The organism is Pontibacillus sp. ALD_SL1, from assembly GCF_017355605.1.
The window spans coordinates 593,431-616,999 of record NZ_CP062975.1; the positions used below are offsets into that span (position 1 = coordinate 593,431).

Sequence of the window (23,569 nt, forward strand, 5' to 3'; positions counted from 1 at the left end):
TGAGGCATTAAGAAGAAGAGCCACACTCTTCTTCTTAATGCAAATAAGATCTTGAAGCGATTATTTTAAAAAGTCTCATACGTTTTTAAATGACTTTTAAACGGTTTTTGGTAAAATACGTATGCTGGAAGTGGAAGTATATGACAAATGAATTCTACGACAAGGTTGACCCTTATATTAAACCTTACTCTTTTTATAAAGGTGAGAATACTTATGAGTTATTAAAAGAATGGAAGGATATTGAAGTAGTTGATGATTTATTTAGCGCTTCTGGTATATGTGGATTGTGTGGTTATGGTAAAAACGAAAATGGTAACGGAATAAGATACGAGCATCATATAGAAAATAAATATAATAAAAACATCATAAAAGTAGGTTCTACTTGTATAGAACACTTTTTAGCAGAAACTACTGATAATGATATAAAAAATATCCAAGACCTAATACAAGACCGAGAAAATCGAGCTGGTCTCGAAAAGAAAAAAGTTGAAATTAGTGCAACTTTAAAAGTTCTTAAAGACAAGAAGTTGCTTGATGTAGAGTGGTATTATCGCTACCTAAGTTATTTCGAAGAATACAAAGGTTTTTCGATTCAACACTTAGTTAATATTGCTAGAAATCTAAAAAAAATAGGTTTAGAAGATAAAATGAAATATTTTTATCCTGCTAACTTAAACAGGAAAATCAAAAAAGGAAAAAATAAGGGGAAAACACTTAAAGGACTCATGATGGAATTGAAGCTATACGAATTCAAATTGATCAAACCTTGTTTAAGTTCCAGCCAGATTCGCGAATACGAGAAATATCATGGATTGCGAAAATAAGAAATATCAAGTCGCTTCTCATCGACTTGATATTTCTTATTTAACTTAATCTGCACCTGCGATAAACTTTTTTTGCATTTTTAACCGTTATCAGCGTTTTGCCCGTGCAAGATAACGCCGTATTATTTGGCTAAAGAAATGCGAATAAAAAAACCGCTGTGGTGAGCGGTTTATGAATTCTTTTGACTGTCCGTTATTACGTGGTCCAAACACGCTGCTAGTTGCTTCTCAATAGCCTCGGTGTCATCTTCGTGTATCGTGAAAGATTCAAACACTCCTGCTTCATTCTGCTTAAAATGATCCAACCCTATTAACTGTAATTCACCACTGCCATAAACCCTCGTATCAAATCCGTATACCCCGTCGTCCGTTTTTACATCTGCATAGAAATTCCGTATACCATAAGGCAACTCTACAACTTCTATATGGGTAATAGTTTTTATTTTCATTTCACTACCTCCATTATTCATTTATCCCATTTTTCGCATCCTGTCTGTTTACAAAAGAACTGAAATGTCATAGATGTCGGTTTTCCCTTCTTCAAGAGATGCTACATTTACTGATGCGAGATGTGTACCGAGTAACGCTTTCTTTACGGTAAACATGTGGTGAAGAGGAGCGGCGTCACCCATACTCATGCCCTCACCCTGGAAGACGAACATGGGGAGCAATTCTGAGAGCGTTACAGCTTCATCGTCATCGATGGCTACTTCGGTGTTTAAGATGTCAGTGCCTTTCAGCAGGTTTTCGATATAGAGATTGTCGAGTGCGTAAATGTTTTTCAGGCCGAAGACGTCACCAAGAAGAGGTGTGAAGGCATCGACGGTCAATTCCGTGAAAACGAGAGGGTTTGCCTCGTACGATAACCCTTCCCCGTGAAGGAGAGAGAAGAGAGTTAGGCGTTCGCTAAGCGTGAAGACGTTTAACTGTTTACGCAAGTAGCGATTCATTGACATCATGGCAAGGAAGTTGTTTCCTTGTTGGATCAGGGACTCCTGTTCCTCGATAGTCTTTTCGATCCTTTCCTCGTCAATCGTTCTTGTTGGCATCAGAGAAAGAAGCGCTGCTTCGTTCATACATGTCATCCTTTCTGATTTTGGTCTTGTTCATTTATGAGCAGAAATCTGATAAACGTTTCGTTTCTAATAAACGAGTCCGAATTTGCTTTTCAAAAAGGTGATCAGTTCATGCATCGATTCAAAGTCATGGATCAGGCGATCATCCTCTTCGATCATGATGCTTACTGCTTCGTCGACGTTTTCTGCTGGTAACCCTTTGAAATGTTGCAGCCAGTACATTTTCTTTTCATTATTAAATTGAGGTTGTGTTTCATGCAACCAAATGCCATCGTAAGAATCTTTGTTCTTCTTGGTCCACAGATCCTTGTCTCGTCTGATCCACATCATGCCTTCATCACTATGGTACTGCGCGTAGGGTTCTCCGATTTCATCATTCAGCACCACGGATGCTTCAAGAATTGTTCCGACCTTCGGGATGTCACCTTCCCATTCCTCGTTAGATGCTCCTAACCAAAGAGGGAGTTCGCTTCCCTTATGATCTCCTTCCAATACTTCTGCTTGGAACAAATTCTTTCTCGCGTTGGTAGCTTCGCTTATGATTTGAACTTTCATCATCATGCTCCTTTCTGGTACTCTTCCTTTCTATTATAGGAGACCTAGAGAGGACTAGTGGAAAAAAAGTGAAAAAAACAAGCGCCAATCGGCACTTGCTTAAAGTTTGTGTTGTCGTTTATTCCACTTTGAATTTCCCTACTGACACAATATCCTGATCATGGAGAATCGCTTTCACCGTATATAAACCAGGGTCAAGTTCGCCACTCCAGTACAGCTCGGCTATCATGGCTGGCCACGAGGGGTCGGTATCCATGTCGAACGAGTCGTATATTTCCTCATCTTTACCTTGTAATACAAGGATGCCTACGCTGGTGGTGTTGACTTTCCCGCCGAAGTCCATATTCATGGCGATGTCCTCATTTGTTGAAAAAACCCTCTTTGTGTTTTGATGATCAAAGTTCTCGTAGGAGTTTGAGAAGGTTATCTCGCTTGGACCTCCTAGCACAGCATTCGAACAAGCGGCAAGGGTGACAAGGGAAAGGAGAAGAATCGTGCAGGCTAGTTTTTTCATCAAGGTAGACCTCCTAAGGTTTTTACTAGTATACCTCGGAGATGGAAGAGCAGGGAAAAGGAAAGCTAGATTTCTCGTAAACAGAAGGAAAAATATGTAATAGTATCTCATATATTAGAAATTCCATGTCATACTAGTATTAATACTGGCAACAGGAAGGAAGATTCTAATGAACAAAGAAATTGAGCGAAAGTTTCTGGTGAAACGCGTTCCAAACGGGGTTATGAAAGAAACCATCATTCATCAAACGTATCTCGCGATCGGGGACGAAGAGATTCGGATACGTAAGAAGATTTCGGATGAAGCTGAGACCCATACCTTGACCATTAAGAAAGGGGCTGGCCTCGTGCGCGAGGAGTTAGAAACGAAAATCACGAACGAAACCTATGAGCAGCTGCGCGTTTCTTCTTCATCCTTTCCGCTTATCAAAAAGAGAAAGGTACTAAATTTCCATTCAAATGGGAACTCGTACACGGCTGAAATTGATTTGTATCAAAAATTTGATTTTGTGACAGTTGAGATCGAATTCCCTGATGAGGAAGCGGCTAATGCGTTTAAGAAACCGAATTGGATCGGGGATGAGATAACGGGTTACCCGCGCTTTCAGAACCAGAATTTATGGCGGGAGTGCCAATAAGAGAAAATTACAAATAAAGAGCCTCCGTTGCGGACGCTCTTTTTTCAACTATCACGCTTCTGTATGAATTTCCTCATTTCGTCTGAGGTATATCCTTTCCCTTCCTTTATTTCTTTCTTCGCCTGAATTAACGTTTCTTTCAGAAACAGACTTTGTTCCACGTCTTCAGCTACGGATGTTTTCGATAATGATTCGATCAGCTGAGAGAACGGGAGGATGTCATCGATAAAGGAAAAGATGTGTTTCTCGCTGATTTTCTTCTTTTCTCTCTCGTAATGAGAGATTTCTTTCTCGTTCGTTTTCTCTGTGCCCAAATGACAGAGGTCAGGAATGGCGATGTAATAGGTGATTGCTTTACCGCTATGGGACAAAGCGTGTTTAACACCGAACGCATCAAACTGTTTTTGTTTGACTCGGTCACTTCGAATCGTCGTCGTATTGTCTACAAAAACCGTTTCATCTTTCTTAAAGATTACAAAGTCGGGTCGGTATTGCGGGTAGCTGTACCCCTTATGGGCATAACGGGGTTCTTTTATGTAATCTTGGATCGTCCCCTTTTCTTTTAAACCAGTAAGCGCCTCTTCTACAATTTGATTTAACCTGTTTCCACTTCTGCTTTTGGACGAATTGCTTTTCTTATGCAAAACCATCACCTCAGGATGGTCATTAAGGAAAAAAGGAAAGAATCCTTAATACTGACGAAAGTCAGAAGGGTGGGTTCGATTATACGTGGTTGACATTCAATTGGAGGGGATATGCGTTGACCCTTTCATCACCCGTTCGATATAGTAGACGGGAGGTTGAAGGAAGGGGTGATGTAAAGTGGAGATTTCTAGAATGATGACCGTATCAACGTTACATATCAGAGAAACAACAGCAGCTTATTTAAACAGGGAACCTGAAGAGATCGTTCTCTTTCCGAAAGCGGAATACGGATGGTTTATTTATACGGGAAATCTTTCGGCTAAAGAAAGAGGAGTGTTGCCCGACGAATTGGGTGATCTCATCAAAACCGCACAGGATCTTGGATGTGATTGGTTGTGTGTGGACAGAGACTGGCCTGTTGAGGACAGCTTAAAAACCTTTGAATGGGATTGAAAAAATGCGTGCTTAAGAGGTTAAGCACGCATTTTTGTGTAACAGGCCTCCCTTATCGGTTCACCCCGACGTTGTTCTGAAACCAGGCAGAGTGTTGGAACTCAGGCGAAAGCTCATCCACAATCCACTTCCATTGCTGTCGTGTAGGAGGGTTAGATAGATCGGGGATAGTGGAAGCGACTTCTTTGAAGCGTTCGTGGTACCGCTCCTGATCCTTCTTCGCTTCGCAATCCTGGATCCCCCTCCTGTAACACGGGCAAGAATCTTTTGGAACAAACCCCTGGCCTTCCTCTTTGCTGTAACAAAAGACCGAGTTTTGTATGATTTTATTGAACGATGTCCCTGACATCGCATCACCCCTTTTTCTCCATTATAAAGCATGAAGAAGCAGGTGATGACGGTTTTGTTATTACGCTTATTTCATCGTCCAGAAAGGAGGCATCACCGTATACGTATGGGTGTCTCTTTTTGACGCTTTCGCTCTCCTTACGGTGTGGGCTCTTGTTCTTTATAAGGGATTCCTTTGTAATCCAGGACGTCTAGAATCATCTCTTTAATTTCAGGAGGTAAGGGATGGACGTTGTTTTCATATTTCGATAGGCTTTCTCTTGAGCAAGGAAGCTCGGCTGACAACCTCTCCTGATTCCAACCGATTAAGCTTCTTACCTCTTTTAGTTGTTTTCCATTCATGGTTTCGTGCCACCTCCTTATCAAGAATTGTATCATAGGGACATGGGATGCGGATCCGCAGGAATTAAGGGGAAATATGCCTTTACAAATGGGGGAATTTTTTGCATTATAAAAGGAGTAAGTGAAACAATCATCTCCTTGCGCCATTGAAAGCAGGGTAGGGATGAACGAAAAGAGCACCACGTGGACACACCCACGTGGGCTCTTTTTTTATCGTGCAGGAGGGATTGTCAGGTGGTCCGATAGGAGGCATAAAGATCTGGGAATGTTATAAACGCGGTTCGGTAGGCGTGTATAATGAAGGTAGGTAGAAAGGAGATGGACGATTTTGAAGAAACAGGCATTTGATACACTCCCAACGCTCGCAATCGCGCTCGTTTTGCAGTATGTGATCATGGAAGTGATCATTTATGTGGAAGTTCGTTTGATCTCGTATCGGGGTGATAACATGCTTCTGATGATCGGGAACTATTTGTTCCTCGCTTTTGTCGGTGGGGCGATCGCGCGTCACTTTTATCGAAATGAGGGATTCGAGATTGGAGGATGGGCATCTCTTAGTTTCATTCTGCTCCATCGTCTGTATTACGGCTATACGCTGCTGTCTTTTGAAGCGATATTCACATTGCTTATAGCCTATATCAGCGGCTATTTTGGTGCGAAATGGTACAGCGAGAAATGGATGCATCAAAGGGCTGGGAACGAAGCAAAGGTTAATGAAAATGAGGGGAAGGGTGAAGGAGTATGATGGTGATTACGGATGTTCGGAAGATCGAATGGATTCACGAGAAAACGAAAAAGAAATACCCGCATCGAACAGAATTAATTGCTCAACAGTATCATGTGATTCAGGAATGTCACAAAGGAATTCAATCTGACAGTGAACCAGGGGACATTCAGTATGATTATATGATTAGTAAGCAGGAAGCGGAATTGTTTGAAATGAATCTAGAGATTGATGAAGATGTTTTATTCTAGATTAAAGGAAATGAGTGATGAGGAGTTGTCATAAATTGCTGAAGTGGCTGGGTTAGCTGATGAGACGAACTGCTGGTGGGGGACGTACCGAGTATCTTCGATCGTAGAAAGGCAAGCGAAAATCCTTTTGTCCAAAAGGCGCAGGTTATCCTAATTGTTTTTACCTATTGAGCGTGAGTGGTTGTTCCTTAAAAAAACCAGAGTCAAAAGGACTCTGGTTTATAGGCTTATGGTCGTATTCTTTTGATGGCGCGAAGGACTTCCAGGGGTTCTGGAATCCTTTCCCACTCTTCGGCGATTCTGCCTGTAATATCTCTCGCTCTTCCTGTTCGCGGGAACGTGGAATCAAGCTCGAGCATGGCGTTCCATACCGTTTTGCGTCCGTCGATGAGAATCGAATGGATATCGTCCCAGCGCTCCACAGAAGGATCGTCAAGGTAGGCCTGGAGACGTTTGGCGCTGTTTGGGTTGAACTCACCAAACATATTTTCAATTTCCAAAAGGCTTGGGGAAACATGTTTTGGGTTTGCTTCTGGAGGATCTGGATACTCAGGCTTTCCTTTTCCGTTGTTGTACCATTCGCAAACGCGTTCTAGCATAACATCATGGTCAGGATCCGTGTAAACGGGAACGACGAAGAATGTATCTCCTTTCTTGTCATACATCCCAAACCAATGGGTCTCCCAGTTGTTCCGAATAATATGGACTTTTTCTCTTGTAGCTTCATTATGAAAAACATAGTAGTCCTGCGTTTTGTTTTTGCCTTTTGAAAAATGGTGGGGTGCGAGCATGTGATCATCTTCCTCTCTCGTTTTTATATTCTTATTGTACCTTGTCTTTTAACTTATGTTGAAAACGGCCCGAAAAGAATGATTGTTCTTGCACGTAAGGAAAAATATTCCTGGCTATTTATCCAGGAACGTCTGAAAATCATCTATACTATGGAGAAGAAGGAAAACAGAAAGGATGATGATGGATGGTTAAAACACCTGAGGAGTATCTGGAAATCCATAATGCCTATCTTAAGGAAGCGGTGGAACATGAAGGAGAGGAGGATCCGTATAGCTATCCTATGACAGCAGAAGAAGTGGTCGGGTATTACTTGGCTTATTACGGAGAAGAGGCGTATGAAACGTGGATGGAAAACCTGAAAGACGCGCCGAATAAGCATGACACCGATGAGGAAGTCACGCGGATCCTGAAAGCTCTTCAAGGACCGTCGGAACAAAAGAGAGGGGAATGAAAAAGATGAAAAATAAAGAAGCAATCACAAAGGCATTGATGGAGTTTATGGGCATCACGGATCTGAAAATCTTGCGAAAAGAGATTCGTCTGCTTGAGAATAACGGAGAAGAAATTGTGCTCAATGTAGCCGATCAGTACGGGTTTGATGAAGAAGAAATCGAAGACGTAATCAGGCATGATCTGCCTTAGCTAAGAATCATTTCAAAAACCTGGATCATATGATATGACCAGGTTTTTTCGTGTGCAGCTATAAATCTTTTGGTTTCTTCAGGCTTAGGGTGGTGGCGAAGATCAAGAGGGATTGTCTGCTATACTCGTTAGAGGGGAGTATTCCTGAAAAGGATAAAATCTGGGATTAATAAAGACGCCACTTTCAACATTTATCACCATAGCTTGAATGGTAATATCTTTATCAGAAAGAATGTTCAAATCGGATTGATTGTCTCTTTTTCTCGGAGCAGATTTTTTCAAAAGTTCTATTCTTATTTATTTGTTCATAAGATAATAAAGAGGTAGGAGGTTCGGGATGACAAGGTTTTTTGCATGGATTTGTCAGCTCCTATCTCGCCCATAGTAAAGAAACACCCCTTACGACTCAAAAGCCTGTTCTGAAGAGAATTTTCCTATAACAATCACCTATAAAAGGGTGGTTTTTTGATGACATTATTACTGAAAAGCATCGTTATTCAGAAGAAAAATGCAGGAAAGATAAAGACCACCTCCCGAGGTGGTCTTCTTTTGTTATAAAACAGCTTGGACATACTGCTGGGCGGTCTTGTAGGTTGAAACGTTCGGGTGAAAGGTTTTTAAGAGGGCGAAGGTTTCTCGTGCTTCTTCATACACCGTTTTCTGACTGGAATCCACAAAAAGGGTGAAGGTGGTAGCACTGAATGTGCCCCTCAGGTATACATCGACCTTCGCTTCGTATGATCCTTCGTATTCATCCACAAACACGACGATCCAGTCACTATCGGTGTTTTCAATTTCTTTTCGAACATCCTCAAACGTATGTGTCATAAGGTCATCTCCTTTCAAATTTCCATCCTTAACGGAGTTGTATTTTCTCATAACCGTTTAATTCTTTGTCTCCAGAGTAATAGAATTGGAAATCAACAATCCGATCCTCTCAACGGGGTTTTAAGGTGTCGGACGTGAATGCGCTGTGATAGTCTTCTGTTATTTTCAGAGAAGATTTTTGTTTTCAAGGGTTCGATGATGATGGCGATATCAAGATCAGATGCGTCAGTAGCCGTACCTCTGGCCACGCTGCCGATGATATAAGCATCGACCACCTTTTTTCGAAACGGTTTTACCAGGTTGTTCTTTATAAATTTTGTACCCAGGCGAGTGATGAAGTTTTGTTCATTGGGATCATCCTTTCCTCTTTTTAATAGTTTATATGAATTTCGTGAGAGAGGAGATAAAAAGGGGTGCTCTATACGAAAGTGAAATTGGGGTTGATGACCTTGTTTCTCTCTTATAGACTAATATAAAAATGAAGAAGGGTGGATTAAATAGTGAATATACCTAAAATACAATTTGATTGTGATTGTGGAACCACGTTTACAGTCGAACCACCAGATGCATGTTATGACTCGAAAGACCATATAAACACATTCACCTTAGATTGCCCGTATTGCGGCGGAGAAACGGGATATACGTTTTATATAACGAAAGATACGAAATGAGTTAGGGCAAGGGGCAAGATAGCTCAATCAGGGACAGGAGAATAAAGTAGAGAAAAAGACTCCCTTTAAGGAGTCTTTCATGATCCAGTATCACTTTACATGATGGGTAAGTTTTAATCCATCACCAATGTTAACTCTTCTGTTTCCCCGCATAGCGAGAAGGTTTGCCCGAGATAGTCATCATACTTCACGCAGGTCCATGTCGTGAAATCAATCGTGTTATATGTGGCTCTCGTTACGGTTCCGTATCCTTTTTTCTTGTGAACCACCCGATCGCCAACCTCGAACGTTTTCTGAATCTTTTTCATAGGAATCACCTCTACGCGCTTTGTTCAACCGAAATTTTGTGACCAGGCAGTTCAAACTCTTCAATTCGAACAGTCCCGAACTTGTTCCGAATAACAAACGTCTGAATGTCTTTGCCGAGTGTTTCATCGAAATCTTTCACGTGCATTTTCGGGACTTCTTCGAGTTTCGCGTTGCCAAAAGTGTAAAATTCAATGTCCTCTCGTTCCCTTTCCGAATAGAGACTCCACGCCTCTTCAAGGGAACGTGCTGCGAGGAACGATTCGATTGGAGCTGGACTTACGCCATGTAAATAGTTGGAGATTTTATAAAGCTTCATTATGATCATCCTTTCTCGTTTCTTCTCTACATCCTATGAATGTCAGTGATCCCTATATTCCAGAAAAGAAAAAAGCACCCTGGAGGGCGCTTTTAATAGATCAATAGGAATCCGTTTTCTTCGTCAATCGGGTAAAGATTGTCTTCTCGTTCCTTTTCCATATCGTTGCATATTTCCGCCATTTTCTTCGCGATCATTCCGAAATCATCGTAGTGATCGTTGTGACAGAATCCATGAGCCAGCGTATTGGCCTGGAGCAGGCCAGACTCATCAAGATTGAACGGGATAATTTCTGTTCTCGGCGGAACATGACTTAACAACTCTTTGATTTTGGTTTTCGTGATCCCGTCTTCCAGCTCAGTCATTGCAGCCCATGCGATTATGTTCATCCAAATCTCTCCTTTAATGTTTAGTGTTCTTATTATAAATCGATATGGAGAGAGGGAGTAAAAAAGCGCATATATTTCATAATGACAAACCCCCTCACCTTAGAAAGGGAGGGGGGAAGTTGATATTACAAATCAATTTTGCGAATGGTTCCGTTATAGTCAGGGATTTCGTAGTCCGTATTCTCTTGCAGGAAAGGCAAAACTTCGGCGTTGGAAACGAGATGATGGAACGGTTTTATCGTATCCTCCAGAGGGATTTCTGGGTTCTCCGAGAGGGTTGAAATATAATCATACGCATAAAAGTGAGCTCCGTGGTTTTCGCTTTCGATCGGAATAAAGACGTACGGGAAACCATCGTTGTGGTAGACCCAATTTCCTTTTCCGAAGATTTCTATAACGATTTCACCGAGCTTGATGCCGAGCGACATAAACGTATCCGCGTCCATTTTTCCCTGCAATTCTTTATCCATAGACGGTAATTGATCGAGAGAAAATAGATCCTTTCTGTTTAGCGCTCTTTCGTTTATTAGACTGATTATTTCCTGTCTCGTTCCCTGGTGAATTTCATTAAATTGTTTCATGTGTTATGTTCCTCTTTTCGGTTTATTATGATGGTCCAGGCTTCTTATAAAAGCCATTCTTCTTCTGTTCTTTACTAGATTATGGAGAAGACGAGGGGAGTAGAACGGGTAATGGTGGGAATGGATCAGAGCCAGTTTTTTGTTGAACCCATTATTAGAAGGGTTTTATAAGAATATGCTAAACTAGTCTTATACGAAAAAACGAAATGGAGGGGACTTTCATGATGAAGTCTTACGGGGTGTTCTAAGTACAAGCGGCTCTGCCCGCAATGGGTAAATCATGAGCGTTTGTACAGGGATGCCATATGTATAGGGAAGATGGAAAGTTTTTGTTTGATCCTGTTCAGTGCCCTGATTGTCTTGAGATGATGAGGTCATGGGAAGAAGAACAGCATTATCAAGAGGTGCTGGAGCAATACAAATCGAAATACCAGTCTCAGGAAACGAAAATTTTGACGATTTCAAGGGATCTCCGTGTCTTGTGGACGTCTCATCCGAATCCGCGCCTCCTGAAAGATCCGCGTGATGAAAAGCGTAAGGATTACAGAAGGAAAAGGAGAGGATGGCAGTACCACCATCAACACGAAGAGACAAAACTTCGAAAACACTTGAACAGACGATTTCGCCGAAAAATGAAAACATTGGATCACGTCCCAACCACCAGAGAATACAAAACATATGGCTGGATGACGTGGTAAGTTTAAGTTCCGTAGAAAAACCCCTCTTCACTCCAATGAGAAGAGGGGTTTTTATGTGAAAAAAGATTACGCGTTTTGGGTTTCGCGGATCATACGGGTGTTTAATGTGAGTTGAAGTTGGAAATCGTTCACTTCAATGGTTACGATATCTTCCATGATATTGGCATTCTGTTCTTCAATAGAAGGCAAGTTTTCTCGAAATGTATCATACATTGGCTCGATGGCAAAAAAGTCATGTTGATCATAAAACATGGAATCTAAGAAGACTTCGTATTCGTAATCTTTTAATGTGCCGAACTGTAAGAATAGTGTTTCTTTGTCTATGGTGGCTTTAGCGCTTGTGGCTCCAATTCTTTCGTAGGACATATTCCTCTTTAAAAAAGACGAAACCTCGTCTCGTAAAACAGTCTTCTCATCTTTAACGGTAATGTAGTTTGGTAAAAACGACATTAGGATCCACCTCTTCTCTCGATTTTACGTATTGTAGCACATGCCCCTAAAAAAACATCTCTTTTTTGTAATTCGCCAATAATAGTAGAAATTTCGGTATCCAGTAAGGGGATGCTAAGGGAACTGAAGAAAGGTTGCTGTTAACGGTTTTGCATAAAGGAGGGAATAAAGCGTATGACCTTGATGCAAATATGGATATCCCTGCGCTAACCCTTTTATTTTAACGATCATCAAGCTCTTCGCCGCAGAACGTCATCGAGGTTCCATCTAATCTTTTGGTGTGGATTTTTTTTGTTCGTTTGGATGACATAATCTAGAGTTGGAGGCTCGTTTCCATAGTCCAGCAATGCAGTTCATTCAACTATGAACCCATTGGCATGGTAAAATAAACCTATAATACGAAAAGAGAAGCGAACATCTTGCAAAGGGGAGGATAGAGTGGAACAGATCACGGGAATGGATAAAAGAATTTTTCATCAATTGAAAAAAAGTTTTCCAGATGGCGTGATAGGAAAAATTGAGGAGGTTGACCGATCTCTTTATGCTCAAATCGGGAAAGCCGCAAGGGGGCACGGTAAGAAACCAAAAGCCTATATAAAGGATCTGGGGTTTCAATTTAAAGGAGGGGCCAGTCGGAAAAGCTCCCGTTATGACATTAACGCTCTCCGTAAATTAAGAGAAGAATACTCTTGTAAACTATCTGATTTAGCGGATGATTTCGGTATCTCGAGGCAAGCCATTCATAAAAAGTCGAGAGCTCAGGACAATGGGGTGAAACCGTGGCAAGGGGAAGAATTAGTGGAAGCTGAAAAAAATGGAGTGCTCCGTATGATTCAAAACAGGAGCTATTCTTACTCAGATGATGAGAGGGTTATTCGCCTTTACAGGCATGTGGATAAAGTAGGGCAATTTGCTCTTTACTCTTATAATAAAAAAAGGGATAAGGCGAAGTGTTTATTTGTCATACCGAAAGATATTTTCGAACTTTTGGAGAGAAACAAATACGTTTTATACGATGAAAGGGATTTGGTGTTACAACAAGAACTTTCAGAGTCAGATATGACAAAAATAGGAGAGGATGGCGAAGTTCTCATTCAGCCAACTCAGTCCAACCCGTTGTATAACAAAATGATGGCAGCTGCAAGGAATCACGAAAAGACGCTTCATCAATATTTGAATATGTTAGGGTTTGAAATTGATCACAGGTACAACTATATACCAGATGCCGAGATTATAGAGGAGCTAAAGGGATTCCAGGATAAGGACGGAGTTGTTCATATCCCTGCCCATGACCCTGCGTATCACCGTCTTAGGAATTTCGCGCAAAATCGTGGGTTTCGTTCTTTTCAATCTTTTTACGCACATTACGGTTTTAAATACGAGAGACGTCGGATAGATAATCGAATGGAAGATGTTATTGAGAGGTTGAGTACGTTTTACAGAGTAGAGGGGGATAAGGTGTACGTAAGTACTTATGACCCCTTATATAGAAATCTCTCGGGATACGCTCGTAATCGCGATCTTTCCAATGTGACGGAGTTGTTGGAGTCCTGGGGGTTTGTTCGCATCTATTTAGAGGATCTTCCAAAAGGGTATGAGCCGTACGATTGGCAACGGGACTTGGAAAAGAGTGAGATTCCGTATGAAGAGAAATTCCGCGAGATTTTAGCATCAATGGTTGTGGAGGGGAATGCTGTTTATATTGATTCCCAAAGCACATTGTACCACCGCCTTTTCGTTCTCGCTGTTCAAAAAGGAATGAAACTCAATGAACTCCTAAAAGAATGGGGATTCGAGCGGACGTATGAGAGGGGTGAAGCGGACGTCAGGGAGCGGAACATGGAAGCTATTGAAAACGATGATGAAAAGATTCGTGTGAATGAGAGATTGATTGAGATCAAAGAAATACAGGGAGATTTAGACCGTTCAGAGACAACCGTTCAAAAGATCGAGAGAAGTCAGAGCCTCTCAAGAGAAATGAAAAAACTGTACAGTCACAAGTGCCAGCTGTGTGATTACGATAGAGAGCATGGATTTATCCCGTTAATCGAAAAACGAGACGGAACCTATTATACAGAAGTGCATCACATTATCCCTGTTTCCGAGCAAGACGAGGTGGCGGATGATGCTTATAAAAGCCTTGATAGTTATGAGAATGTGATTGTGGTCTGTGCCCATCACCATCGCATGCTTCATTATCATAAAGGGGGATACGCCGATATCGAGGAAACAGAAGACGGCGGACTTTGTTTCGTGAATGGGTCAGAAGAACGTGTTCCCATCCGAACCAACTATCATTTGGAAGCGAACACTGTCGAAAGAAAGAACTGACCCCCTCCTTAAGGCTCAAGTTGACAGAATGTTCATCCTTTTCCTCCGCTAGGGACAAATCCCGTTTATAATAGAATCAGCATGAGAAACCATAAGATAGGAGAATGATGGATGACAAAAACACAAAACGTTTTGGAGAAATGGGATGGTGTTGAGTTCGTCAGTTCGACTGGGAAAACCGAGCAATTCAAGTCGTTCTTCCGTTCGTTCAAAAGCGCTGTGAAAGAGCAGGCGGGTGAATCTTTTGAGGTTGTTTCATGTAGTGCAGGGCACTTTTATGTTAGTGGGTTTTTAAAGCATAAGGAATCAGGCGGTTTTGTTTATTTCTCAACAGGTGATGTAAGAGGTATAGGAAGTCAGTGGGCCACGCACCTCCTTGTTCGTACAGCAGAGCATGAGAAGGATTATACTGGAGGCCGCAATCATTACAGTACCCTTATGGAACTCGGGGAAAATGCTATACGTCTGATGGATTTGCAGCAAGAGTAAAAGACAGTACAACGATAAAAAGGACGCTCATATGCGTCTTTTTTATATGTTATATCGAGGCCGTGACAAAGACACACTCGAATTCTGTATATAAAGGAAGAAAAGGAGGGGTATGGATGCTAAAACACCATTTTCAAACGGTAGTCCGCGTAGTTTTTGGAATTTTGACGCTCATCCCGCTTTCCATGGTCGCCTTTTCAATATATAAAGGGGATATCAAAACCGCCCAGCTATTCGGAGCCCTGCCGCTGATTGGAATTCTTGTTCTTCTGATGCATGAGCAGGAACGAAGAGCGATGAAAGAAGATAAAGAGGGATTTAAACGAGGATAATCCCAAGGTTCTAATCCAAAAACCGCTATGCAATAAAGCATAGCGGTTTTGCGTGGGGGCTTATGACCAGTAGGGATATGGACGATGACGCGTTCCGTCTGTGAGGTGTCGGTAATGCTGATCAAGGTCCGTTGAAGCGAGTCCTGCTTCAACGGAAAGAGTAAGCAGCGTGAGCGTGACGATTTTTTCATAGTCAATGTTTACTTCAATAAGCGGCTCGTAATCGTTACAAAGTTTGGCTATGGCATCTCTCAGGGGTTGTTTTTGAACGGATACATAATGGGTGAAATCTTCCTTGATGTGAGTAGCAATTTCCGTTAAGGACGGGGCTTTATACATAGAATCATCTCCTCTTTATTTTCTTATATCTTCCATATAAGGATTCGTTATCCTAGAAAATGCGCTGTATTTTTATTTGAAAGGAAGAGTGCCCTACGATAAGAAATAAGGGGCAGGGAGGAAATGACAAGATCGATATTCAAACGAGAAGAATCGTACAACAACTTGAAAACTGGGAACCATTTACAGGAGGTTCCATTTGTGACTGAGAACTTTATCGAGTTACCTGTGGTCCTTTCCGAGGATGAGGTAATTGAGATCGTTTATCTCATCGTGACGGACAATGAACAGATTTCTGATGCATTCAATTTGTATGCGAATGTTGCGGAAGAAATGAAAGATGAGGACGAATGGTCTGAGGTGAATAACGGCATGGCTAATGTAATTCAGTGGTATAAAAAAACGAGTCGTTCAATAAGAGAAAAAAAACGCCTTGCGCTGTGCAAGGAGTTTTTTTGTTTCTATGTTGTAAGCAATTTATGCATCCCAATCAATTAAGACGAGATCGGAATCGATTTCTGGAGATAAGGTATGTTCGATCCCGACATCTCCATCCCTTGTCTCGAAATATATAATGTTGTGTTCAGGGCTTTCTAATTCGCAGGTAATGTAAAGATCGTCTAGCACAGTTAAACCAATAAGATCCGATTGCAATTGCTCATAGTCATTTCCATCCAAATAAAGCGTCAGGGCTATACTGCCTATCATATGAGAGATCGCAGGCACTGGCTTGCGGCCTTTGTGCGCATAATTTCGGATGGTCGAGTTGATTTTTTTCCATTCCTCGGAATCTTCCAAAAACCCAAAACGGGTTTTGAAGTCACCATTGAAGTCTGCTTTTTTAAATAAATTGATAGTTCGTTTATTTTTTATGAAATCTTCCAGAGAGACGTTGCTGAATTCTCTCTCTAAGACCGTCACAATGTGATCTGGATTGCCATAAATGTGAATTGTCGCCTGCCATTTTTGTTCGTTCATGATGATCATCCTTTCTCGTTCTCCATCCTATCACAGGGAAGGGGTGGATGGGGAGGGGAGAAGGCAGCTGCAATTTCCCATAAAAAAACCGTTCTGTTGAACGGTCTTTTGAGGGGATTACTCCCCCATATTGTCCATGGCATCAGGATAAACGGTTTCGTCAAAGACTTCGCCTGTCTCTGCATCCTCCATTTTGATAGTCACTTTCGCGTCTTCTTCGCTTTTGCCCTCATACATTTGGTAAATTATTCCAGACATGCCAAGGGTCATCGAGGCGAATCCATCCATGCTGTTTTCAAACTTCTCCTTGTTCACAATCATGGTGAACTCCGAGAACGAATCGTTATACGTCACGTCTTCAATCGATGCATATTCTCCGCTGGTTTTCATCTGTTCAATAGAATCTTCGACGCTTCCTTTGATTTCACTCATCATCTCTTTGTGGGTGGATTTCGACATTTTATACGTAACAGAACCGTCATCATTTTGGGTCACTTCTTTGATGCCCTGTTCTTTGGCGTTCGCTTTGATGTCTTCTATGTTTTCTCCTTCCACCATAGAAGCAGGAAGGGTGACTTTAACGTTCAATAAGCCTTTGTCGACTTCCATCTTTCCTTCATCTTTTGTTTCTTCAGATTGTTGTTCAGTATCGTTTGTTTTTTCCTGTGATGTGTTTTCATCTTCTTTTGGTTCAGCGCTGTCATCAGAACAAGCGGCTACGAAAAGAATGGATAAAAGCATCAGTGCAGGGAAAAGTTTTTTCATGTTGATTCCTCCTCTTTCCAAATGATTGTAACATTTTTGTAACACTGTTGAATAGAGGGAATTTCCCATTCACAGGTCCTTGTCCACAAAGGGAAACTCGGCTTCAGGGAATTCTCTTTTTACGCGCTCCATCATGGATTTCGTTAGTTCCTTCACGTCGTTATATTCATAGAGTTCCTCCATATGGATGCCGCCTACTTTTGCAACCTGTAAAAATGCTTCTCTTACATAGTGCTCAAGGTCATTCCAGTATTCCGCGTTTTTCTTTTTGTCGGATGAAGCTTCTTCTAGGTGAGAATGGTCTATGATGCCTTTGCCGTAATGATTGTCGAAATGTTCTGGTTTCAAGATGGGATTCCTCCTTTTGTTCTTTGGAGCGTTGCAAAGGAAAAGTCGCTACAAGAGCGACTTTTGAAAATAGAATTGTCTTAACTCGATTTAGGGGGCATCATTTCATCGTTCCAATCATCAAGGTAGTGCCAGATCTCACCAAGGAATTGGTTAATGAAATAGCCTTTTCCCTCATCAATAATGCTGATGTTGGTCTTAATCGAAGCGCCCTGTTCATTTACGAGATTACGAAGGGTATTGTCCAGTTGTTCTCGTTCGGTAAACACGCCGTAATCATGGGGTCCTACACGCAGGGTCAATGTGGCTGGTGTCAAAAGTTCCAGGAGTGTTCCCTTGAAGAATGTTTCGTGCTCACCCTCTTCGTTCAGGAGAAGGATGTGCACTTTTTGCTGAGACTGATATTTTTCTTTATGGCTGCTGTCTGTGTGCTGGTCAAGGTAAAAAATAGCATCATCGAGGTGTTGAAATGGTTTTTCTACTCTTGTTTCATCCACATATACGATTGCGCTCATATTGGTTCCTCCAGTCGAGACTCGGTAACCCCGTCTCTTTTTAGTATTCCTTTTTATTGTAGAGGAAAAAACGGGGGAGCGAAGGAATATGTCGTTTTTTTTATAAGGTGCAGGCGAATCGGAATTGGTGTTCTCCTTCTCGATTTGTTTTGCGATAACAGTTATCAAGAACCGTCTGACGGGATACGTATTCATTTACCCCTGCTTCTTTGACTGAACGGTACTCTCCGCGTACGGAGAATGTTTCGGCATCATAGCACACTACGGGGAGGGCTTTCGTTTTGGCTCCGTTCAACCGATTGGATTCCTGAATCGTGATGTAATGAAGATTGAAAACATTGTCCTCTGTTTTGATCCCGTTTTTGTGTCTCAGCACGTACCCCTTATAAGGGCCTCCGAGGAAATGAATCCCCACGAGATTGCATACTTTGTGTTCTTTGTACACGCCGTTATAGGGAACTTTTACACACATATAGCCACTGGTTTTCTTGCAATAGGGAAGCAGGAATTTTTCTCCCTTTTTCATCACACGTTTAAATCTCCCGTGATTCGAAATCATATAGGCGCCTTCTGTTCCCTTGACTGATACCCAGATTTCTTTTGGGAAGTGTTCGCGAGCGTACCAAAGGCGTTTGGTTTCTATGGATGTATCTTCTTTTAGTATATAGTATCCGACCTCTGGAACCTTTTGCTCACGGGACTTGTAATTCGAGAGCGTGGCCACAGGGATGCCTGTCAGAAGTGAAAGGTGTTTGTAGGTGGTTGAAAAAACGCGATTGCTTTTTGGTTCATACACTTTAATGGTTTTCATAAACGTCTCCTCCGCCATTTATTGTACATGTTATGGGGAGGGGCTTACAAATATCACCATAAAAAACGAAGGATTTTTTACCGAAACCGAATAGGGACCCTGTATGATAAGAGGGAAGAAGAATTCAGGAAAGGGTGATTATAGGTGAAAACTTATTATGTCTTGTATACGTTTGTATCAGGGGAGACAAATGTTTCCTGCAAAGTGCTAGTTAAAGGGGATCAAGGGGAAAAAGAAGCAGTTCATGATCATTTCAAGGACAGATGGGGAGAGAAAACAGAATGCGTGGAAAAAGGAGTTCAGTATAACGAGTATACCGACCTTGAAGCGATCAAGGTAGAACGGGTTCAGCTTGTAGCGGAAGAAGATGAGCCGATTCTGAAGAAATACATGGGCATGTATTAAACGTCTGTGGCAAAAACTTCGAGGAGGGGCTTCTATTGAGTGAGTGGATCAAACAAGAGGAAAACGAATGGTTGAAACAAGTTGGAGAACATCGGTACACCGTGGTTGGAGTCACCTTATATGAAGACGAATACAGAGTTCATGAAGTGCTCGTTGACCTTGAAGGGTTTACAGAAGAAACGCTGGTGGACGAGATGAACGAACACGGGTTGACTCCTGACTTTCCAAAAGGGAGTTCAGACTGGAAGCAATTGGCCGCTCTATCCATTGCGGAGCAAACCCCTTTTGACAGGGAGTACGATGAAGCGTTCCAGGAAGAAGAGGAAGTTGAACTACACCTAAAAGACACGTATGGAATCACAATGACGGAATAGAAAAGGCCTCCCAGTGGAGGCTTTTTATTTTCTTGATCGACTGGCAGAAATGGTGGCGGTCGGTGTTTCAATCGTGAGATCCTCGTAATCCCAGGAAAGCATTCCTGTGTTATAAAAAGAGCGCCCGAGTCCGATGATGGTGTAGACCGTTTTCTCATCGAGTTTTCGTTTTCTGCGGAGGAAAACCGTGCGACCTAGCGGTTGCAAGAAGATGGCGTAGTACTCCTCTTTTTCATTCAAACGTGACACGACAGAAGCAGCGGCCATGCGCAGGGTTTTCTCGTCTATTGATTCGCCGTTTAGTATCCCGTCTTGAAGGGTGATGATCGTCTCATTTCTCTCGCAATCTTTGAAGGAGGAACGATCCTCATTTTTTGAGAAGGTAAAGCGATTATGGTTCGTATCCATCATACAACCTCCCGTAATAGTTATGTTGACAATAAGGGTTCTTTCTCTATAATTCTGGCAGGAAATAGGGTGATGGGTTTATCCTGATCTCAAAAAAAGACATGGGAGATGGTTAGATGTTATTAGCAGTAGAAGAGCTAATGTACCAACTTTGGGATCAGGCGTTAAACTTATCAATTAGCGTGTTTATGGTTATGTTTATAGTCTTGTTTTTTGCAGGACTAATGGACAAAATCTTTCGTGTTAACTTCTTCGCAAGACTGGTATTAACGCTTGGGAAAACAATAGTCCAGACGGCTATTGCTATGCTTTCGATTCTGTGTTTTACCGTTATCCCTTATATATTTATGATAATCATCCCTTGTGTGGCGAAATTCTTATTTCGGCACTCGAGAAACTTTGTTGGATTTGTATACAGCAAAGTAAGAAATTATAAACCTACATAAAGCGTGTGGCTCCAAGCTCACTCGCTTTTTTCTTTGTCCCCGTCCTCTTCTTTAGCACGTTCCTCTTTTATTGCTTCATCGATGATGCTAATGAGCAGAAAGCGGTTTTTCACGACTACAAAAATGGACGTCGTCACATGAATGTACTGGTAGAGAGGAATGTCAAACGGCGCGGCTTCTAAACCCGCAAGTTTGTAAAGAGGGGTTGCGAATAAAAGCTGCACAAGATAAAGGAGGAAAGCAATAAAAGGGAAGATGATTGATATCGTAAGGATTTTTAAAATCCGTTCCAGTTTTGGGGTTAACTTTAGTTTTTCCACAAAATCACATCCTTACTTTCAGTATATGCGACAAATAGGTATATATATAGTTCCAGCGAAAAAAAGCCACTCTAAGAGTGGCTTTTAATTTGCTAGGCGCTTTCGACTTCTTCGTTAATTTTTTCGGCTAACAGGTTGTCAGGGATATCGGCTATTTCTTCATATCCCTGTGATGAAAAGTGTTCGGAAAGCGTAACAGCGATCTCTTCGATCGTGTCTTGTGTCAGGCTTTTACGATTTGTTTCGCAATACTGTTCGATCCATTCTTGAATCTCGTTCGCTAAATCCATGTTTCGTGCCTCCTGTTTCTGTTTTATTATGAAATATCAAAGCTCGCCTCACATGTTTTACACACCATGTGCTTCCCAAGCTCGTCTTCATAAACGGGCTGATTTTTAGGGTTGTTCGGTTCTCCACAGTTTAAGCAAGCGTGTTCCGTGTCATCTTCTTCCAAATCACTGTGTTCGATTTCATCCGTGTCCCACGTTTCCTGGATGGATTCGTTATCAAAGGAAAAAAAGTCGGATGTGAATTCGCGGTCGCCGTACCCATCGATCCCGATACGGCAAACGCTCCCGTACCCGTTTGTATAACCTGTGATGCTCCGAAATACACCGTTTTTCCCTTTGAAATCCCCTTTTTTGAAGGTGACCATTTCGCCTTTGTATAAATCAACAGTCATGTTTCATCTTCCTCTCTAATTGGTTTTGGAACACTCGTAGCATTGGCAGGAACCCCAGTGGGGATTTTTCTCATTAACGGTTTTCTCCTCATCTCCATCAAAGATAACCTCTTCCGTATAGTAGAAAACCTCGCCGCAGTCTTTGCAGGGATAACTCACTTTCATCACACACCTTTCTCATTGTCTTGTTCTTATTATACAACGGGTAAGATGGATGGGCGGAGAAAACGAACATTCTTATGAAAAGACGATCGGGGTCAGAGTTTGGTACAATGAAATCAGAAAATAGAGAGTGAGGGATCCGATGAACATCCAGTGGAAAACCACGATCGAGTCATGGTTGGGTGAAAGCCCGTCGGGACGTGTGACGATCACGGATCGAAACCGCATTGTTCAAACGTTGCAAACGATTGGCGAAAGTGACGCTCCGAACCATCTGTTTATGCCATCTGGTGGAGGGTTAGATCTAACAGGAGCAGCCTTGTCTCATGAAGAAGGATGTATGGAACTCCATTTTGGGTTCATCACAAAAATCGTGAATCCCCTTTCCTTAACCTTCCATCCGATTGGAGAGGATCCCGAATGGTGGTATTTCCGACTGAATACGAAGCCATTTCAGGAGAGTGGTGTGTACGAGGAGGACAACCATGATGTATCAAACCAGACACCTTTTCAAAAGCAAACGATGCAGAACTTGAATTACTACGGGGAGGAAGTGCTTGAAGTGTCTCCTGGCGAGTACGCGGACCGCGCGTACTGGGAAGAAAAACACATGGGCTACGATGAGGACGGGAGAGAGATCCCGCTTCCTGAAGGGGTACGTGTCGTGATCCGAGCCTATAATGGAGGCGATTTCGTCGTCTTCCCAAAAATATCCATGTATAACCACGGGCCTGAAACCTATGATGCCCTGCACAATAAGATGGACGGGGATGAGTTTGAATCCTACATTGAAGGGATCGTGAATGAGTTAGCCAAACGGGAATAGAGAAAAGGCTCTGCCGCATATGGCAGAGCCTTTTTATGTGGTTCAGCGCGTTGGATTTCCTCTTGAGAAACCTCCGCCCTCACCAGCTGATAGATCCGTCGAGGTGTCTCCGTCTCCGTCCACCCAAATGGTTTCTCCGCTCTCGAGTGTCCGTTCGTGAGGCGTGACGTAGTGATCCCCTTCAGTTCCTGTTGGCTCAGTGGCACTTCCTTCAAAACCCTCAGCTTCTTCAAATGCCTCAACAGCCTCAACAAGCATTCCGACACCGAGCCCTCCGAGCCCTAAATAAAAAGCGCTTTTCGCTACCTTGTCCATACGCCCTGAAACGGTTCCGCTAATGATATTCCCTGTATGACGGAACGTAGATGTGGCCACGTTAAATGCTGCTTTAGCGACCTTTTCTGATGTGCTTTTTTTAGTCGGCTGCTTTTGCTCCGCTTTTCTCAGGTGAGGATACACAAATGGGAGAGCCTCCCCTTTTATCTTATTCTGAAGATCAATTATTCTCTTTTCTAATTGGATGAGAATAATCATCGCGTTTACATGATGCTTGAAATACTCCTTATGTTCAGGGCTTCCGATTTCGTGTTCCTCTAAGTTTTCCATTTTAGATTCAAGTTTTTCGATTAAATCTTTAGTTTCCTCAATGTCTTCTCTTGCTCTTTGTACGGTTCTGATCTCTTGTTCAAACTCGTGTTGGTATTCTTGAAACCATTCTCGCACCATCTCTTGTGCAATTCTTTCTTTTTCCTCTTCCGTCATCGCACACCACGCCTTTCTGAGTCCTATTCATGAAATCCCGTTACTGTCACGTATCATTTATTATATCTTAGCGACCAGAATATTGGAAACAAGAACCAATATCATTGGTCAAAAGATTCTTTTGGTTGAAAAATGAAAACCAATTTACAAGAGGGGTTTCTGCTAGAAGTTTTTGCGGAGGAAACATGGACAGCCTCTCCCTGTTGGTTTAGAAGGAAACGGGAGGTGATG

The 23,569-nt window shown here is 42.1% G+C and carries 43 protein-coding genes; 17 read left to right on the top strand and 26 right to left on the bottom strand.

The window, feature by feature from the left end; genetic code table 11:
• Window positions 1-140: 140 nt before the first annotated feature.
• The gene (locus IMZ31_RS22265) at window positions 141-824 is read left to right on the top strand and encodes a hypothetical protein (protein WP_207530639.1); all 684 of its coding nucleotides are present in this window, start codon (window positions 141-143) and stop codon (window positions 822-824) included.
• A gap of 170 nt (window positions 825-994) precedes the next feature.
• Here the strand turns inward: IMZ31_RS22265 and IMZ31_RS22270 are convergent, their stop codons facing one another.
• The 4 genes from IMZ31_RS22270 to IMZ31_RS22285 form a co-directional block, all read right to left on the bottom strand.
• A complete protein-coding gene (locus tag IMZ31_RS22270; protein WP_207530640.1) occupies window positions 995-1,273 on the bottom strand; it encodes a hypothetical protein in 279 nt (92 codons plus the stop codon).
• A gap of 48 nt (window positions 1,274-1,321) precedes the next feature.
• Entirely contained in the window at window positions 1,322-1,900 is a 579-nt protein-coding gene (locus IMZ31_RS22275) for a hypothetical protein (RefSeq protein WP_207530641.1), read from the bottom strand.
• 66 nt (window positions 1,901-1,966) lie between these two features.
• A complete protein-coding gene (locus tag IMZ31_RS22280) occupies window positions 1,967-2,455 on the bottom strand; it encodes a hypothetical protein (protein WP_207530642.1) in 489 nt (162 codons plus the stop codon).
• Window positions 2,456-2,573: 118 nt separating this feature from the next.
• Window positions 2,574-2,969, bottom strand: coding sequence for a hypothetical protein (locus IMZ31_RS22285; protein ID WP_207530643.1), 396 nt, complete (start codon window positions 2,967-2,969; stop codon window positions 2,574-2,576).
• Between the two features lie 169 nt (window positions 2,970-3,138).
• On the opposite strand from IMZ31_RS22285, the gene IMZ31_RS22290 reads away from it, so the two are divergent.
• Entirely contained in the window at window positions 3,139-3,606 is a 468-nt protein-coding gene (locus IMZ31_RS22290; RefSeq protein WP_207530644.1) for a CYTH domain-containing protein, read from the top strand.
• Window positions 3,607-3,650: 44 nt separating this feature from the next.
• On the opposite strand, the gene IMZ31_RS22295 is transcribed toward IMZ31_RS22290, so the two are convergent.
• Entirely contained in the window at window positions 3,651-4,250 is a 600-nt protein-coding gene (locus tag IMZ31_RS22295) for a hypothetical protein (RefSeq protein ID WP_207530645.1), read from the bottom strand.
• Window positions 4,251-4,443: 193 nt separating this feature from the next.
• On the opposite strand from IMZ31_RS22295, the gene IMZ31_RS22300 reads away from it, so the two are divergent.
• Complete coding sequence (locus IMZ31_RS22300) at window positions 4,444-4,704, top strand: DUF5983 family protein (protein ID WP_207530646.1); 261 nt, start codon at window positions 4,444-4,446, stop codon at window positions 4,702-4,704.
• 52 nt (window positions 4,705-4,756) lie between these two features.
• On the opposite strand, the gene IMZ31_RS22305 is transcribed toward IMZ31_RS22300, so the two are convergent.
• Together IMZ31_RS22305 and IMZ31_RS22310 are read right to left on the bottom strand one after the other, a co-directional pair.
• On the bottom strand, window positions 4,757-5,053 hold the full coding sequence (locus IMZ31_RS22305; protein ID WP_207530647.1) for a hypothetical protein: 297 nt from the start codon (window positions 5,051-5,053) through the stop codon (window positions 4,757-4,759).
• 137 nt (window positions 5,054-5,190) lie between these two features.
• A complete protein-coding gene (locus IMZ31_RS22310) occupies window positions 5,191-5,394 on the bottom strand; it encodes a helix-turn-helix domain-containing protein (RefSeq protein WP_207530648.1) in 204 nt (67 codons plus the stop codon).
• 328 nt (window positions 5,395-5,722) lie between these two features.
• On the opposite strand from IMZ31_RS22310, the gene IMZ31_RS22315 reads away from it, so the two are divergent.
• Window positions 5,723-6,139 (top strand): hypothetical protein, encoded by a 417-nt coding sequence (locus IMZ31_RS22315; RefSeq protein WP_207530649.1) that lies wholly within the window; start codon window positions 5,723-5,725, stop codon window positions 6,137-6,139.
• On the top strand, window positions 6,136-6,369 hold the full coding sequence (locus IMZ31_RS22320; RefSeq protein WP_207530650.1) for a hypothetical protein: 234 nt from the start codon (window positions 6,136-6,138) through the stop codon (window positions 6,367-6,369). The genes IMZ31_RS22315 and IMZ31_RS22320 overlap by 4 nt, the downstream gene beginning before the upstream one ends.
• Before the next feature lie 227 nt (window positions 6,370-6,596).
• Here the strand turns inward: IMZ31_RS22320 and IMZ31_RS22325 are convergent, their stop codons facing one another.
• Window positions 6,597-7,160 (bottom strand): hypothetical protein, encoded by a 564-nt coding sequence (locus IMZ31_RS22325; RefSeq protein WP_207530651.1) that lies wholly within the window; start codon window positions 7,158-7,160, stop codon window positions 6,597-6,599.
• A 185-nt stretch (window positions 7,161-7,345) separates the two neighbouring features.
• On the opposite strand from IMZ31_RS22325, the gene IMZ31_RS22330 reads away from it, so the two are divergent.
• Together IMZ31_RS22330 and IMZ31_RS22335 are read left to right on the top strand one after the other, a co-directional pair.
• Entirely contained in the window at window positions 7,346-7,612 is a 267-nt protein-coding gene (locus IMZ31_RS22330) for a hypothetical protein (protein ID WP_207530652.1), read from the top strand.
• A gap of 5 nt (window positions 7,613-7,617) precedes the next feature.
• The gene (locus IMZ31_RS22335; RefSeq protein ID WP_207530653.1) at window positions 7,618-7,803 is read left to right on the top strand and encodes a hypothetical protein; all 186 of its coding nucleotides are present in this window, start codon (window positions 7,618-7,620) and stop codon (window positions 7,801-7,803) included.
• A 552-nt stretch (window positions 7,804-8,355) separates the two neighbouring features.
• Here IMZ31_RS22335 and IMZ31_RS22340 read toward each other — a convergent pair.
• Both IMZ31_RS22340 and IMZ31_RS24805 read right to left on the bottom strand, forming a co-directional pair.
• Entirely contained in the window at window positions 8,356-8,631 is a 276-nt protein-coding gene (locus tag IMZ31_RS22340; protein WP_207530654.1) for a hypothetical protein, read from the bottom strand.
• 92 nt (window positions 8,632-8,723) lie between these two features.
• Window positions 8,724-8,906, bottom strand: coding sequence for a nucleotidyltransferase domain-containing protein (locus tag IMZ31_RS24805; RefSeq protein WP_371825512.1), 183 nt, complete (start codon window positions 8,904-8,906; stop codon window positions 8,724-8,726).
• A gap of 225 nt (window positions 8,907-9,131) precedes the next feature.
• Between IMZ31_RS24805 and IMZ31_RS22350 the strand changes: the two genes are divergently transcribed.
• On the top strand, window positions 9,132-9,302 hold the full coding sequence (locus IMZ31_RS22350; RefSeq protein WP_207530656.1) for a hypothetical protein: 171 nt from the start codon (window positions 9,132-9,134) through the stop codon (window positions 9,300-9,302).
• 113 nt (window positions 9,303-9,415) lie between these two features.
• Here the strand turns inward: IMZ31_RS22350 and IMZ31_RS22355 are convergent, their stop codons facing one another.
• The 4 genes from IMZ31_RS22355 to IMZ31_RS22370 all read right to left on the bottom strand — a co-directional run bounded on the left by IMZ31_RS22355 (window position 9,416) and on the right by IMZ31_RS22370 (window position 10,897).
• Window positions 9,416-9,610, bottom strand: a complete 195-nt coding sequence (locus IMZ31_RS22355) for a hypothetical protein (RefSeq protein WP_207530657.1) — start codon at window positions 9,608-9,610, stop codon at window positions 9,416-9,418.
• 11 nt (window positions 9,611-9,621) lie between these two features.
• On the bottom strand, window positions 9,622-9,927 hold the full coding sequence (locus IMZ31_RS22360; protein WP_207530658.1) for a hypothetical protein: 306 nt from the start codon (window positions 9,925-9,927) through the stop codon (window positions 9,622-9,624).
• Window positions 9,928-10,019: 92 nt separating this feature from the next.
• Window positions 10,020-10,316, bottom strand: a complete 297-nt coding sequence (locus IMZ31_RS22365) for a hypothetical protein (protein WP_207530659.1) — start codon at window positions 10,314-10,316, stop codon at window positions 10,020-10,022.
• 125 nt (window positions 10,317-10,441) lie between these two features.
• On the bottom strand, window positions 10,442-10,897 hold the full coding sequence (locus IMZ31_RS22370; protein WP_207530660.1) for a hypothetical protein: 456 nt from the start codon (window positions 10,895-10,897) through the stop codon (window positions 10,442-10,444).
• A 305-nt stretch (window positions 10,898-11,202) separates the two neighbouring features.
• Between IMZ31_RS22370 and IMZ31_RS22375 the strand changes: the two genes are divergently transcribed.
• A complete protein-coding gene (locus IMZ31_RS22375; protein ID WP_207530661.1) occupies window positions 11,203-11,595 on the top strand; it encodes a hypothetical protein in 393 nt (130 codons plus the stop codon).
• A 66-nt stretch (window positions 11,596-11,661) separates the two neighbouring features.
• Here the strand turns inward: IMZ31_RS22375 and IMZ31_RS22380 are convergent, their stop codons facing one another.
• Window positions 11,662-12,045: a hypothetical protein gene (locus IMZ31_RS22380; protein WP_207530662.1), complete on the bottom strand. Its 384-nt coding sequence runs from the start codon at window positions 12,043-12,045 to the stop codon at window positions 11,662-11,664.
• A 438-nt stretch (window positions 12,046-12,483) separates the two neighbouring features.
• On the opposite strand from IMZ31_RS22380, the gene IMZ31_RS22385 reads away from it, so the two are divergent.
• The 3 genes from IMZ31_RS22385 to IMZ31_RS22395 all read left to right on the top strand — a co-directional run bounded on the left by IMZ31_RS22385 (window position 12,484) and on the right by IMZ31_RS22395 (window position 15,197).
• On the top strand, window positions 12,484-14,376 hold the full coding sequence (locus IMZ31_RS22385; protein WP_207530663.1) for an HNH endonuclease: 1,893 nt from the start codon (window positions 12,484-12,486) through the stop codon (window positions 14,374-14,376).
• Window positions 14,377-14,487: 111 nt separating this feature from the next.
• A complete protein-coding gene (locus IMZ31_RS22390) occupies window positions 14,488-14,865 on the top strand; it encodes a hypothetical protein (RefSeq protein ID WP_207530664.1) in 378 nt (125 codons plus the stop codon).
• A 116-nt stretch (window positions 14,866-14,981) separates the two neighbouring features.
• On the top strand, window positions 14,982-15,197 hold the full coding sequence (locus IMZ31_RS22395) for a hypothetical protein (RefSeq protein ID WP_207530665.1): 216 nt from the start codon (window positions 14,982-14,984) through the stop codon (window positions 15,195-15,197).
• 60 nt (window positions 15,198-15,257) lie between these two features.
• Here IMZ31_RS22395 and IMZ31_RS22400 read toward each other — a convergent pair whose 3' ends face one another.
• The gene (locus IMZ31_RS22400) at window positions 15,258-15,536 is read right to left on the bottom strand and encodes a hypothetical protein (protein WP_207530666.1); all 279 of its coding nucleotides are present in this window, start codon (window positions 15,534-15,536) and stop codon (window positions 15,258-15,260) included.
• A 123-nt stretch (window positions 15,537-15,659) separates the two neighbouring features.
• On the opposite strand from IMZ31_RS22400, the gene IMZ31_RS22405 reads away from it, so the two are divergent.
• Window positions 15,660-16,034, top strand: a complete 375-nt coding sequence (locus IMZ31_RS22405; protein ID WP_207530667.1) for a hypothetical protein — start codon at window positions 15,660-15,662, stop codon at window positions 16,032-16,034.
• Here IMZ31_RS22405 and IMZ31_RS22410 read toward each other — a convergent pair.
• The 5 genes from IMZ31_RS22410 to IMZ31_RS22430 form a co-directional block, all read right to left on the bottom strand.
• On the bottom strand, window positions 16,014-16,514 hold the full coding sequence (locus IMZ31_RS22410) for a hypothetical protein (protein ID WP_207530668.1): 501 nt from the start codon (window positions 16,512-16,514) through the stop codon (window positions 16,014-16,016). The genes IMZ31_RS22405 and IMZ31_RS22410 overlap by 21 nt on opposite strands.
• 117 nt (window positions 16,515-16,631) lie before the next feature.
• Complete coding sequence (locus IMZ31_RS22415; protein ID WP_207530669.1) at window positions 16,632-17,279, bottom strand: hypothetical protein; 648 nt, start codon at window positions 17,277-17,279, stop codon at window positions 16,632-16,634.
• 69 nt (window positions 17,280-17,348) lie between these two features.
• Complete coding sequence (locus IMZ31_RS22420; protein WP_207530670.1) at window positions 17,349-17,627, bottom strand: hypothetical protein; 279 nt, start codon at window positions 17,625-17,627, stop codon at window positions 17,349-17,351.
• Window positions 17,628-17,707: 80 nt separating this feature from the next.
• Window positions 17,708-18,142, bottom strand: a complete 435-nt coding sequence (locus tag IMZ31_RS22425; protein ID WP_207530671.1) for a hypothetical protein — start codon at window positions 18,140-18,142, stop codon at window positions 17,708-17,710.
• Window positions 18,143-18,242: 100 nt separating this feature from the next.
• Window positions 18,243-18,953, bottom strand: coding sequence for an NUMOD4 domain-containing protein (locus IMZ31_RS22430; RefSeq protein WP_207530672.1), 711 nt, complete (start codon window positions 18,951-18,953; stop codon window positions 18,243-18,245).
• A 144-nt stretch (window positions 18,954-19,097) separates the two neighbouring features.
• Here IMZ31_RS22430 and IMZ31_RS22435 point away from each other — a divergent pair, with 144 nt between their 5' ends.
• Together IMZ31_RS22435 and IMZ31_RS22440 are read left to right on the top strand one after the other, a co-directional pair.
• Entirely contained in the window at window positions 19,098-19,358 is a 261-nt protein-coding gene (locus IMZ31_RS22435; RefSeq protein ID WP_207530673.1) for a hypothetical protein, read from the top strand.
• Between the two features lie 35 nt (window positions 19,359-19,393).
• Window positions 19,394-19,732, top strand: a complete 339-nt coding sequence (locus IMZ31_RS22440) for a hypothetical protein (protein WP_207530674.1) — start codon at window positions 19,394-19,396, stop codon at window positions 19,730-19,732.
• A gap of 24 nt (window positions 19,733-19,756) precedes the next feature.
• Here the strand turns inward: IMZ31_RS22440 and IMZ31_RS22445 are convergent, their stop codons facing one another.
• Window positions 19,757-20,140, bottom strand: a complete 384-nt coding sequence (locus IMZ31_RS22445) for a hypothetical protein (RefSeq protein WP_207530675.1) — start codon at window positions 20,138-20,140, stop codon at window positions 19,757-19,759.
• 116 nt (window positions 20,141-20,256) lie between these two features.
• Here IMZ31_RS22445 and IMZ31_RS22450 point away from each other — a divergent pair, with 116 nt between their 5' ends.
• On the top strand, window positions 20,257-20,586 hold the full coding sequence (locus tag IMZ31_RS22450) for a hypothetical protein (RefSeq protein ID WP_207530676.1): 330 nt from the start codon (window positions 20,257-20,259) through the stop codon (window positions 20,584-20,586).
• A 17-nt stretch (window positions 20,587-20,603) separates the two neighbouring features.
• On the opposite strand, the gene IMZ31_RS22455 is transcribed toward IMZ31_RS22450, so the two are convergent.
• From IMZ31_RS22455 to IMZ31_RS22465, 3 genes are all read right to left on the bottom strand, one after another.
• The gene (locus IMZ31_RS22455) at window positions 20,604-20,906 is read right to left on the bottom strand and encodes a hypothetical protein (protein ID WP_207530677.1); all 303 of its coding nucleotides are present in this window, start codon (window positions 20,904-20,906) and stop codon (window positions 20,604-20,606) included.
• Window positions 20,907-20,998: 92 nt separating this feature from the next.
• Window positions 20,999-21,196, bottom strand: coding sequence for a hypothetical protein (locus IMZ31_RS22460; RefSeq protein WP_207530678.1), 198 nt, complete (start codon window positions 21,194-21,196; stop codon window positions 20,999-21,001).
• A gap of 26 nt (window positions 21,197-21,222) precedes the next feature.
• Entirely contained in the window at window positions 21,223-21,588 is a 366-nt protein-coding gene (locus IMZ31_RS22465) for a hypothetical protein (RefSeq protein ID WP_207530679.1), read from the bottom strand.
• 304 nt (window positions 21,589-21,892) lie between these two features.
• Here IMZ31_RS22465 and IMZ31_RS22470 point away from each other — a divergent pair, with 304 nt between their 5' ends.
• Window positions 21,893-22,576 (top strand): serine/threonine protein kinase, encoded by a 684-nt coding sequence (locus IMZ31_RS22470; RefSeq protein ID WP_207530680.1) that lies wholly within the window; start codon window positions 21,893-21,895, stop codon window positions 22,574-22,576.
• A gap of 42 nt (window positions 22,577-22,618) precedes the next feature.
• Here IMZ31_RS22470 and IMZ31_RS22475 read toward each other — a convergent pair whose 3' ends face one another.
• Entirely contained in the window at window positions 22,619-23,338 is a 720-nt protein-coding gene (locus IMZ31_RS22475) for a hypothetical protein (RefSeq protein ID WP_207530681.1), read from the bottom strand.
• Window positions 23,339-23,569: the final 231 nt, after the last annotated feature.